8 protein-coding genes are annotated in these 11828 nt (G+C 44.0%); all 8 read left to right on the plus strand.

Features of this window, described 5'->3' with window-relative positions; genetic code table 11:
• Position 1: 1 nt before the first annotated feature.
• The 8 genes from rplA to FWE23_08570 all read left to right on the plus strand — a co-directional run bounded on the left by rplA (position 2) and on the right by FWE23_08570 (position 11752).
• Complete coding sequence (rplA, locus tag FWE23_08535; protein ID MCL2845475.1) at positions 2-691, plus strand: 50S ribosomal protein L1; 690 nt, start codon at positions 2-4, stop codon at positions 689-691.
• A 12-nt stretch (positions 692-703) separates the two neighbouring features.
• Positions 704-1231, plus strand: coding sequence for a 50S ribosomal protein L10 (gene rplJ, locus FWE23_08540; GenBank protein ID MCL2845476.1), 528 nt, complete (start codon positions 704-706; stop codon positions 1229-1231).
• 61 nt (positions 1232-1292) lie between these two features.
• Complete coding sequence (gene rplL, locus FWE23_08545; protein ID MCL2845477.1) at positions 1293-1670, plus strand: 50S ribosomal protein L7/L12; 378 nt, start codon at positions 1293-1295, stop codon at positions 1668-1670.
• Between the two features lie 160 nt (positions 1671-1830).
• Positions 1831-5673, plus strand: a complete 3843-nt coding sequence (gene rpoB / locus FWE23_08550) for a DNA-directed RNA polymerase subunit beta (protein ID MCL2845478.1) — start codon at positions 1831-1833, stop codon at positions 5671-5673.
• 15 nt (positions 5674-5688) lie between these two features.
• On the plus strand, positions 5689-9900 hold the full coding sequence (rpoC, locus tag FWE23_08555) for a DNA-directed RNA polymerase subunit beta' (protein ID MCL2845479.1): 4212 nt from the start codon (positions 5689-5691) through the stop codon (positions 9898-9900).
• A gap of 76 nt (positions 9901-9976) precedes the next feature.
• Positions 9977-10381: a 30S ribosomal protein S12 gene (rpsL, locus tag FWE23_08560; GenBank protein ID MCL2845480.1), complete on the plus strand. Its 405-nt coding sequence runs from the start codon at positions 9977-9979 to the stop codon at positions 10379-10381.
• A gap of 12 nt (positions 10382-10393) precedes the next feature.
• On the plus strand, positions 10394-10864 hold the full coding sequence (gene rpsG / locus FWE23_08565; GenBank protein MCL2845481.1) for a 30S ribosomal protein S7: 471 nt from the start codon (positions 10394-10396) through the stop codon (positions 10862-10864).
• Between the two features lie 183 nt (positions 10865-11047).
• Positions 11048-11752, plus strand: a complete 705-nt coding sequence (locus FWE23_08570) for a hypothetical protein (GenBank protein ID MCL2845482.1) — start codon at positions 11048-11050, stop codon at positions 11750-11752.
• Positions 11753-11828 lie beyond the last annotated feature (76 nt).

Raw genomic sequence — 11828 nt, forward strand, 5'->3', positions numbered from 1 at the left:
AATGAAAAGAAGTAAAGCTTGGAGAGCGGCAAACGCAAACCTTGAGCCGTTAAAAGAATACGGTTTAATGGAAGCGTTGCAGTTCGTTAAAGACAACGCTCGCGCAAAATTCGATGAAACCGTTGAAGTGGCAGTGCGTTTGGGTGTTGACCCGAGAAAAAGCGACCAAGTCGTAAGAGGCTCTGTTGTTCTTCCGGGAGGTCTCGGAAAAACAGTTCGCGTTTTGGTTTTTGCACAAGGCGAAAAGGCTGAAGAAGCAAAAGCGGCAGGCGCAGACTTTGTCGGTGCAAACGATATGGTAGAAAAAATAACAGGCGGTTGGACTGATTTCGACAGTGTTATCGCAACTCCTGATATGATGGGTGTTGTAGGTAAACTTGGTAAAATTTTGGGTCCTCGCGGCTTGATGCCTAACCCTAAAGTCGGCACTGTAACAAATGACTTGACCAAAGCGCTCGAAGAAACAAGAGCGGGTAAAGTGGAGTTCAGAACCGAAAAAGCGGGAATTATTCACGCACCCGTCGGTAAAGTATCTTTTGATATTGATAAACTTTATGCAAACGTAAAAGCATTGGTTGACGCTTTGATGAAATTGAAGCCGTCTGCCGCAAAAGGCGTTTATCTTAAAGGTATTTCAGTGTCAAGTACTATGGGACAGGGCTTAAAAATTAACGTTGCCGAGTTAAGGTAAGAGGAGATAAAAGTGCTGACTAAACAAGAAAAAGAAAAAGTTATTGAAGACCTCAAAGCAGAGTCTTCTCAAGCGACGGGAATTTATGTTACCGCGTATCAGGGAATGACTGTTGCGAAATTCAATAACGTAAGAGCGAAATTGAAAGGCGCGGGCGCGAAGTACATCGTGGTAAAAAACACTCTTGCAAAAAGAGCGTTGGCGCAATCGGGAATTGAAGGGCTTGACGCCGCTTTCAAAGGTCCCGTGGGTGTGGCATTAAGTAATAAAGATATTTCGGGTGCGGCAAAAATTATCAGAACTTTCAACAAAGAAAACGATAATTTGCTTGCAGTTCGTATGGCTTATGCGGACGGAACAGTGTTTGCAGGGGCGGACGCGGAGCGATTGGCAGACCTTCCATCAAAAGAAGAGCTCCTTTCGATGCTTCTTTCTGCGTTCAACGCGCCGATTACCAAATTGGCAGGTACGCTGGATGGTATTATGACAAATTTTGTTCGGACGGTGGATGCTGTTCGTATCAAAAAAGAACAAGAGTGATTTCTCTTAAAAACGTAAACAAAATGTAAAAAAAATTTAAGGAGTGTTTCAAATGGCAAAAATGACGAAAGACCAACTTGTAGAGGCAATCGGTGAATTGACAGTAGTTGAACTGTCTGACCTTGTAAAGGCAATCGAAGAAAAGTTTGACGTAAAAGCGGCGGCTCCCGTAGCAATCGCGGCAGGTCCTGCGGCAGGCGGAGCAGCGGCTCCCGCGGCAGAAGAAAAAGACGAGTTCACAGTAGAACTTGCAAGCGCAGGCGACAAAAAGATTGAAGTTATCAAGGTAGTTCGCGAAGTAACCGGTCTTGGCTTGAAAGAAGCGAAAGACTTGGTTGACGGAGCGCCGAAACCTGTAAAAGAAGGCGTTAACAAAGCAGAAGCTGAGTCGTTGAAAGCGAAGTTGGAAGCTGCAGGCGCTAAAGTTGAACTTAAGTAAGGTTTACGGCACTAGTTTATGATGCCGAAATTACGGTGAGTTTTCAGAAATAACACGACGTTGTAAAAATGACGCTCGTGTTATTTCGTTTTTTTTGTGTAGAAAGTTATTGAGTGCGGGGTTATTCACGGTTATTTAATGAGAAAAGGATAAAGGAAAGATGAACGAAAGACATAGTTACGCCAAAGTTCGGGATGCAAAAGAGCTGCCTGACCTTTTAGAGATACAAACTAAATCCTACAAGTTGTTTTTGCAAGAGGAAGTGCCGCATCACAAGCGGAGACCTGTGGGTTTGCATAAAGTTTTTCTTGAGGCGTTTCCGGTTGAAGACAATAAGGGAACTTATGAACTAATATATGAAGGATATAAACTCGGCGTTCCGAAGTATTCGCTTAAAGAGTGCAAAGAGCGTGGTTTAAATTACGCAGCACCGCTCAAAGTCGATTTGTCCCTTATAATAAAGGAAGGCAAAGAGAAAACTTTCAAGGAAAAGATAAGCAATAACGTGTTTATCGGCGAAATTCCGCTGATGACCGAAAGAGGTACATTTGTTATTAACGGCGCAGAAAGGGTTATTGTAAGCCAGTTGCACCGTTCGCCCGGTATTGTTTTTAATGAAGGTGAGAGTACTTCTACTCAGAAAAAATACATCGGTGCGAGAATAATTCCGCAAAAAGGCTCGTGGATAGAGTTTATGCTCGACGAGGACAACTTTTTGTGGGCGAGTATCGACAGAAAAAAGAAATTCCCCGCGACAATTTTGCTTCGCGCGCTTGACCCCGAAAAATTTTCGAGCGACGAACAGATTTTTGCGCTTTTCAACGACGTGGAAAAGGTGTTCATAAATTCGACCACCTGCCCGACGCTTAAAGGAAAAGTGCTTGCGGAAAAAATCGTTGACCCCGAAACAGGCGAAGTTATCGAAGAAGCAAATAAAACTATTACCGACGACGACATCGAAGCTTTTAAGGAAGCGGGCATAAACGAAATTAAAATATTGAAGAACGCAGAGGATTACGCTTCTGTTATTCTTCGCAAAACACTGGATAAAGACCATACGAGAAATGACGCAGACCCTGTGGAAAAGTCGCTTTCTCATATGTACGAAATATTGCGTCCCGGTCAGCAATATACAAGCGACACGGGAAAAACGCTTATAGAAAGAACGTTTTTCGACGACAAACGCTACGATTTGGGCGATATAGGTCGTCGCCGTCTGGACGAAAAACTTAAAATCGAAACACCGTTTGACGAAGATGGCAATCCAAAGAAAATTTTGCAGATTGCAGACTTTATCGAAACTTTGAGATACTTGCTTAAAATCGGTAAAGGCGACGGCGAGCTTGACGATATCGACCACCTCGGAAACAGAAGAGTGCGCTCGGTGGGCGAACTTATGGAGGTTAACTTCGGAATTGGCGTCACCAGAATGCTTAAAGCAATCAGAGACAAACTTAACGAAAATCACGAAGAAGAAATCGTTCCTTACGACGTTATTAACGCGAGAGCGGTATCGACTGTTATTCAGTCGTTCTTCAACTCGTCGCAGTTGTCGCAGTTCTTGGACGAAACAAACCCGCTTGCCGAACTTACGCACAAAAGACGTGTTTCGGCGCTTGGACCCGGCGGACTTTCCCGCGACAGAGCGGGCTTTGAAGTTCGCGACGTTCACCATACGCACTACGGACGTTTGTGTCCGATTGAAACGCCGGAAGGTCCGAACATCGGTCTTATCGCGTCGCTTTCGACTTATGCGCGTGTGAATGAATACGGCTTTATCGAAACGCCTTATCGCGTTGTTAAAAACGGAAAAGTGACCGACGAAATCAAATATTGCTCAGCTAACCAAGAGGACGGCTCTTGCATTATTCCGGCGGATACCGAATTGGAAACAGACGGTACAATTAAGGAAGCGACTAACGTTTTCTCGCGAAACAAAAGTGATTATCCTGTTGTAACTCGCGAAGAAATCCAACTTATGGACGTGTCGAGTATGCAGATGGTTTCGGTTTCGGCGGGCTTAATTCCTTATTTGGAACACGACGACGCTAACCGTGCGCTTATGGGCTCGAATATGCAACGTCAGGCAGTTCCGCTTTTGCAGACAGAAGCGCCGCTTGTCGGAACAGGGCTTGAATATCGCGCGGCAAAAGATTCGGGTTGCTTGATTGTAGCCAAAAACGACGGTGTTGTCGAAAAGATTGATGCCGAACACATAGTCGTGCGTAAAGATTTGGTAGAAAAAGAGGACAGACTGCTCGGAATTAACGACGTTGATATTTACGAACTCAGAAAATTTGAGCGTTCCAACCAAGATACTTGTATAAATCAGCATATTTGCATAAAACAGGGCGACAAAGTTAAGTCCGGCGATGTGCTTGCTGACGGACACGCAACTGCAAAAGGCGAATTGGCGCTCGGCAGAAACGTCTGCGTGGCGTATATGCCTTGGAACGGCTATAACTACGAAGATGCGATTATCGTTTCTGAAGATTTGGTGGCAAATGATACTTATACGTCTATTCATATTGTCGTGTTTGAAACCGAAGTTCGCGAAACAAAACGCGGTCCCGAAGAATTGACTTGCGAAATTCCGAACGCGGGTGAAAGCCAATTGGTAGGTTTGGACGAAAACGGCGTTGTTCGCGTAGGTATGGAAGTTGTGGACGGCGATATTTTGGTCGGAAAAGTAACTCCGAAAGGTGAAAAAGAATTGTCGCCCGAAGAGCGTCTTCTGAGAGCGATATTCGGTGAAAAATCGGGTGAAGTCCGCGATACCTCATTGAGAGCGCCGACAGGACTTAAAGGCGTTGTAATAGACACAAAAGTATATGCACACAAAGAACGCGACAAGAAATCGAAAGAGCGCGACCAGCAGAAAATTCGCGCGCTTAACGAAGAAGTAGAGCGTAAAGAAGAACAGTTGCGCACAAAACTTATTCAGAGTTTGACGGAAATTTTGGAAGGAACAAATTCGACCGAAATTACCGAATTGCACAGCGACAGAGTGCTTGTTGCAAAGGGAACAAAATGGACAAAAGACGTGTTGAACGGCTTGGATTTCACTGAAATTTCCCTTAAAAACGGCTTCTGCGACAACACAGAAAAGAGTGATTTGTGCGAAAAAATCGTGTTTAAGGCAACAAATATAATAACATATCTTAACGACAGACGCGACAAAGACATCGAAAAAGTGCTTCGCGGCGACGACTTAAAACCGGGCGTATTGCAGTTGGTGAAAGTTTATATCGCGAAAAAGAGAAAACTTTCGGTCGGAGATAAAATGGCGGGTCGCCACGGAAACAAGGGCGTTGTGTCCAGAATTGTTTCGCGCGAAGATATGCCGTTTATGCCCGACGGAACGCCTGTCGATATTATCCTTAACCCGCTCGGCGTACCGTCTCGTATGAACGTCGGACAGATTTTGGAAGTTCACACGGGCTTTATTGCATCAAATAAAGGTAAATCAGTGGCGACGCCTGTGTTTAACGGCGCGGCTCGCTCGGAGGTTATGGACGAGGTTAAAGCAATCGAAGAAAAACTTAACGCGAAATACCCGAAACATAACATAGACGACGGAAAATATTATCGCAACGGTAAAGTGTATCTTCGCGACGGCAAAACAGGTGAATTGTTCGACAACCCTGTGACAGTCGGACCCGCTTATATGCTTAAACTTTGCCACTTGGTTGATGATAAAATGCACGCGCGTTCAATCGGACCTTACTCGCTTGTGACACAACAGCCGCTCGGCGGAAAATCGCAGTCGGGTGGTCAGCGTTTCGGTGAAATGGAAGTGTGGGCATTAGAAGCGTATGGTGCGGCTTATACCTTGCAGGATATTTTGACGGTGAAATCGGACGATACCGTCGGACGTTCCAAGGTTTACGAAGCGATAACGAAGGGTGATAATACGCCGGTTCCGGGAACTCCCGAGTCATTCAATGTATTGATTCGTGAAATGAAGGCGTTGGCAATAAATGTTGAAACAAATTTGAACTAAAAACGGAGTGTGCAAGTGGCAGATTTTACACAATACAAAAAAGAAGAAGAAATCCGCAACGTAGGGATTTCCATTGCGTCGCCGGAGGATATTCGCGGTTGGTCGCACGGGGAAGTAACAAAGCCGGAAACTATAAATTATCGCTCGTATAAACCGGAAAAAGATGGTCTTTTCTGTGAGAAGATTTTTGGACCTGTTCGCAGTTGGGAATGTAATTGCGGAAAATACAAACGCGTTCGTTATAAAGGAATTATTTGCGACCGTTGCGGCGTGGAAGTGACGGACTCAAAGGTTCGTCGCGAAAGAATGGGACACATTGAACTTGGTGTTTCCGTTGTTCACGAATGGTATTCAAAAAGTGGTTTTATCGCTCAGATTTTGGGCTTGAAAAACAGTGAAGTTGACAGAATTACATATTACGAGCAGTATGTTGTAATAAACAAAGGCAATCACGACGACCTCAAAGAGGGTAAGACTCTTTTGACCGACGATGAATATGATAAATATTCTGCTGACGGCGGCAAGGATTTCCTTGCTATGATGGGCGGTGAGGCGATTCTTAAATTGCTTGAAAAAGTGGATTTGGAAGCGCTGAGAAACGAACTTTACGAGTACGCACAAAACCTTACGGGAAAACAGAATAAAGAAGAGTGCTTTAAGCGCCTTAAGATAGTTAAGGAATTTTGTCAATCGGGCAACAATCCGCAGGATATGGTTTTGCAGGCGTTGCCTGTGCTTCCGCCTGATTTGCGTCCGCTTGTGCCGCTTGAGGGTGGTCGTTTTGCAACGAGCGACCTTAACGATTTGTATCGTCGGGTGATAAACCGCAACAATCGTTTAAAGAAAATGAAAGAAATTTCGGCTCCCGAAGTAATTCTTCGCAACGAGAAAAGAATGCTTCAGGAAGCGGTTGATACACTTTTTGATAACAGCAAAAACGGAAGCAAAGCGATGGAAGGCAAACGCCCTCTTAAATCGCTAACAGATTTGCTCAAAGGAAAACAAGGTCGTTTCCGTATGAACCTGCTCGGAAAAAGAGTGGACTATTCGGGACGTTCGGTTATCGTGGTAGGACCAGAACTCAAAATTTATCAGTGCGGACTTCCCAAACCGATGGCTCTTGAGTTGTTCAAACCGTTTGTTTTCAAAATTTTGCAGGAAAGAGAGCTTGTTCAGACAATAAAAGGCGCGAAAAAATTTGTGGAAAAAGAAAGAAACGAAGTTTGGGATATTCTTGAAGAAGTTATCCAAGACCACCCTGTTCTTCTTAACCGTGCGCCGACTTTGAACCGTTTGGGTATTCAGGCGTTCTTCCCGATTTTGGTGGAAGGTAAGGCAATTCGCCTGCACCCGCTTGTTTGTGCGGCGTTTAACGCTGACTTTGACGGCGACCAAATGGCTGTTCACGTACCGCTTTCGCCGGAAAGTATAATCGAAGCGCGTCTTCTTATGCTTTCTGCGAACAACATTCTTCGTCCTGCAAGCGGTGAACCTGTTATGGTTCCGTCGCAAGATATGGTTTTGGGTATTTACTACCTCACCAAAGTAAACAGTGAGAAAAAAGTGTTTGTTAAAGGCGCCGGCGGCAAAGAAGAAGTTAAAATTTTCGATACGATGGACGAAATTCAGCACGCTATGGCAAGCAAGGAAATTACTTTGCACTCGGTTATACGCTTTGTTGTTCCGAAGTCGCACCGCATTGAAGGACAGCCGAGAATTATCGAAACAACGCCGGGTAAAGTTATTTTCAATGAAGCGATACCGCCCGTTATAGGTTTCCAAAACGAAACAATGAAAAAAGGCACAATCGAAAAACTTGTCGGAAAAATAGTAAAAACCTGCGGAACAAAAGAAGCGGCGATTTTCCTTGATAATGTTAAAGATTTGGGCTACAAATATGCAACACTTTCGGGCGCTACATTCGGAGTTGAGGATTTGGTTGTTCCGGACGAAAGACAGGAAATAATCGACAAAGCGTCCGATGAAACAAAGAAAATTCGTAAACAATATCAGCGCGGTATCATTACTGAGGGTGAACGCTACAATAAAATTGTGGATACTTGGACGATGGCGACCGAAAGAGTGTCGAACGCCCTTTTTGAAGAATTGAAACGCGACAGAAACGGCTTTAACCCCGTTTATATGATGATTGACGCAAAAGCGAGAGGAAGTAAAGACCAGATTAAGCAGTTGGCAGGTATGCGCGGACTTATGCAGAGACCTCAGAAAAACCTTACGGGAAGCGTCGGCGAAATTATCGAAAACCCGATTTTGTCTAACTTTAAAGATGGACTTACAGGTTTGGAGTACTTTATTTCGACACACGGTGCGCGAAAAGGTCTTGCCGATACCGCTCTTAAAACGGCGGACGCAGGATATTTGACCCGTCGTTTGGTTGACGTGGTTCAGGATATGGTCGTGTCAGTTGATGACTGCAAAAGCATTCGTGGCATAGATGTCAGCGCGCTTATGGAAGATGACGAAGTTATAGAAACACTTGCTTCAAAAATTACGGGACGTGTTGCGCTTAATGATATTATCGACCCAAAAACGGGTGCTGTCTTTGTTGCTAAAAACGAAATGATTTCGGACGAAGCAGCTATAAAAATAGACGCATCGGGACTTGACACCATTCGCGTTCGTTCGACCCTTACTTGCGAGGCAAACTTCGGACTTTGTGCGAAGTGCTACGGCAAAAACCTTGCGACTGGTCGCTTGGTGGATGTCGGTGAGGCGGTCGGAATTATGGCGGCGCAGTCAATCGGTGAGCCGGGAACTCAGCTTACGCTTCGGACATTCCACACGGGTGGTACGGCTTCGCGTTTGGCGGGCAAATCCGAGGAAACTGCAAACTACGACGGTGAAATTTCTTTCCAAAATCTTGAATTTGTAGAACATTCTTCGGGCAAAGTCGTTATTTCGAGAAGTTCGTCGGTTGCCTTGGCGGCAAAAGAGGGGCAATACGAGAAAATTTACGATGTTCCGCACGGCGCTATTTTGTATGTAAAAGACAAAACAAGTGTTAAAAAAGGCGATAAACTTTTCTCTTGGGACTCGTATAACGCTGTGACACTTGCAACAAAATCGGGTAAAATCGAAGGAATAGACATTAAAGACGGTGTAACGGTTAAAGATGTTCTTGACGAACTTACGCGTACGGTCGAAAAAATAATAATTGAAGATAAAGCGCGAAAACTTCACCCTTATTTACGTTTGGTTCCCGACGACGGTTCAGCGTCTCTTGATATTGCGCTTCCTGCGGGAGCGTCGCTTCAAGTCGAAATCGGTGTAAAAGTTTCCGCGGGCGATATGCTTTACAAGATGTCGAGAGAAAGCGGAAAGTCGCGAGATATTACTGGCGGTCTTCCGAGAGTTGCGGAGCTTTTTGAGGCGAGAAAACCCAAAGAGCCGACCATAATTTCCGAAGTTGACGGTGTGGTTGAATTTAAGACCCGTCTTGTAAGAGATGAAAAGAACCAAATCGTAAAAGGCACAGACGGAATTGAGCTGAGAGAGCCTGATATTGAGCGTGGTAATCGTAAGATAATTGTTCATACCGAAGGCAACAACAGCGTTGAGTATTCTATTCCCGTTCGCAAACATTTGCGTGTTTATGACGGCGACAGAGTGCGTATCGGCGACAGGTTCTGCGAGGGTTCAATGGACCCGCACGAAATCTTGCGCGTTTTGGGTGAGCAGGAAGTTCAAAAATATCTGATTAACGAAATTCAGTCGGTTTATCGTTTGCAGGGTGTGGCGATTGACGATAAACACGTAGAAGTTATAGTGTCGCAGATGTTGAGCAAAGTGAAAATTGTCGATAGCGGAGATTCTCAATATCTCGAAGGCGAGCAGATTGACAAGCGTGAACTTCGTCGCGAGCTTGAAAAGTTGCGTGATGACGCAAAAACGCTTCCGATTTACGAGCCAATGCTTCTCGGACTTACAAAAGCGTCTTTGGAAACGGATTCATTCCTTTCTGCGGCGTCTTTCCAAGACACGACAAAAGTGCTTTCGCGCGCGGCGATGAAAGCGGACGTGGATTACTTGCAAGGTCTTAAGGAAAACATTATTATGGGTAATGTAATTCCTGCGGGAACGGGTGTGGTAAAATACAGAAATTTGAAGGTGCGCGATGTCGAAATCGGCAACAGTGCAGGTGGTTTTGATGGTTTGGAAACAGGAGCAATCGCTGAAAGCGACGAATTGTTTGGAGAAATTGTATAAAATGTAATAATTTATTGCGCGGCAGGCGCGCAATAAATTATTTTAGCGGTGATTTTAACGTATTTAGGAGGATTTTTTGCCTACAATAAACCAGTTGGTCCGTAAAGGACGCAAGCAAATAAAGACAAGAAGCAAGACGGTTGCTCTTGACCAATGCCCTCAGAAGAGGGGAGTTTGTACTCGTGTATTCACGACAACACCTAAAAAGCCTAACTCGGCTTTGAGAAAAGTTGCGCGTGTTCGTTTGTCAAACCAGATGGAAGTAAACGCTTACATTCCGGGAGAAGGACATAATTTGCAGGAACACTCGATTGTTCTTGTTAGAGGCGGTCGTGTGAAAGACGTTCCGGGGGTTCGTTATCATATTATTCGCGGAACGCTTGATACGCAAGGTGTTGCGGCTCGTAAACAAGCGCGTTCCAAATATGGTGCAGGTAAGAAGAGTGCGGCATTGGCGGCGGCTAAAGGTAAGAAGAAGTAAGGAGTAAAGATAATGTCTCGTAGAAGAAAAGCGGAAAAAAGGGTCGTTGCAGGCGATTATAAATACGGCAGTGTTTTGGTGACAAAGTTCATCAACTGCATTATGTTGAGCGGAAAAAGAAGAATAGCGGAGCATATTTTCTATACAGCCTTGGATTATGCCGCGGAAAAAACAAGCCAAGACCAAATGTCGGCATTCAAAAAAGCATTGGAAAATGTTCGTCCTCAACTTGAAGTGAAAACTCGTCGTGTCGGTGGTGCAAACTATCAAGTTCCGATGGAAGTTGACGGCGCAAGAGGTAATGCTTTGGCAATGCGTTGGATTATTGATAACGCAAAGAAACGCAACGAACATTCGATGGTAGAGTGCCTTGGCGCGGAATTTGTTCAAGCGTGCAACGGCGAAGGCGGCGCGGTCAAGAAAAAGACCGAAGTTCACAAAATGGCAGAAGCAAACAAAGCGTTTGCGCATTACAAATGGTAATATAATACCATCCGTAAAGTTAAACGAAAACGAGTTGTTCTTTTGAACGCTCGTTTTTTGTTTTTATATTTTTCAGAAACTCCTGCAATTTCTTCTTGCCAAATATTATTTTATCATAGAAATTGACTCTTAAACGCGCAACTAAAAGAATGAGCAAAAAAATGCAAAAGACTGAGCAAAAAAATGCAAAAGACTGACCAAAAAGCTACTAAGCCAAAACCCCAAAAATATGCTAATTATCACGAAGCGGCATTCTCGGCATTCGGTTATCGCTTGCGAGAATATGTAAAAAACGGAGACATAACACTCGAAGACGAACACCCTCTTTCTAAACGCCCGCCGAAAATAGACATAATTGTATTGAAAAAAGACAAAGATGTTGATATAGAAACAAGTTGGGGAAAAATATTCAGAAAACACAACATAATAGAATATAAAAGCCCTGTTGAAGCAAAACTTTCTATCTCTGTTTTTTACAAAGTGGTATTCGGCTATGTCGGGCTTTATGCCTCTCAGGAAAACGTGAAATTTACAGATATGAGCATTACAATAGTTTGTTTTAATAAACCAGAAACCTTATTTGAAACGCTAAAAATGGAATTTGACTACAAAGTATTGCGCAAAAGCAAAGGCATATATTATATTTCCAAAAAAGGAATAAACGTAAATAAATCGCTCGCAATACAATTTATAGTCAGTAGCGAATTAAGCGACGCAGATTTGGTGTTAAAGGCGTTAAAGTCAAAAATAGACGAAGCAACAGCGAGAAAAGTGCTGGAGCTTCCCATAGAAGATGAGGAATATTCAGTATCTTTATTACCTTGGTGGGAAGTAATGTTTTTGAAAAACGGAGCAATATTATACCAAGAGGCAGATATGAACGATTGAGAAAAAATAGTTAATACAATGAAAAAGAACAGCTTTAAAGAGCGCTATGAACAGCAATGAGAACAGAAAGGAGAAC

This window comes from Chitinivibrionia bacterium (genome assembly GCA_009779925.1).
Taxonomy (GTDB): domain Bacteria; phylum Fibrobacterota; class Chitinivibrionia; order Chitinivibrionales; family Chitinivibrionaceae; genus WRFX01.

Excerpts from the sequence above, each read along its gene's own strand:
- rplA (MCL2845475.1), top strand. The coding sequence starts at position 2 with ATGAAAAGAAGTAAAGCTTGGAGAGCGGCAAACGCAAACCTTGAGCCG.
- rplL (MCL2845477.1), top strand. The coding sequence starts at position 1,293 with ATGACGAAAGACCAACTTGTAGAGGCAATCGGTGAATTGACAGTAGTT.
- rpoB (MCL2845478.1), top strand. The coding sequence starts at position 1,831 with ATGAACGAAAGACATAGTTACGCCAAAGTTCGGGATGCAAAAGAGCTG.
- rpsG (MCL2845481.1), top strand. The coding sequence starts at position 10,394 with ATGTCTCGTAGAAGAAAAGCGGAAAAAAGGGTCGTTGCAGGCGATTAT.
- FWE23_08570 (MCL2845482.1), top strand. The coding sequence starts at position 11,048 with ATGCAAAAGACTGACCAAAAAGCTACTAAGCCAAAACCCCAAAAATAT.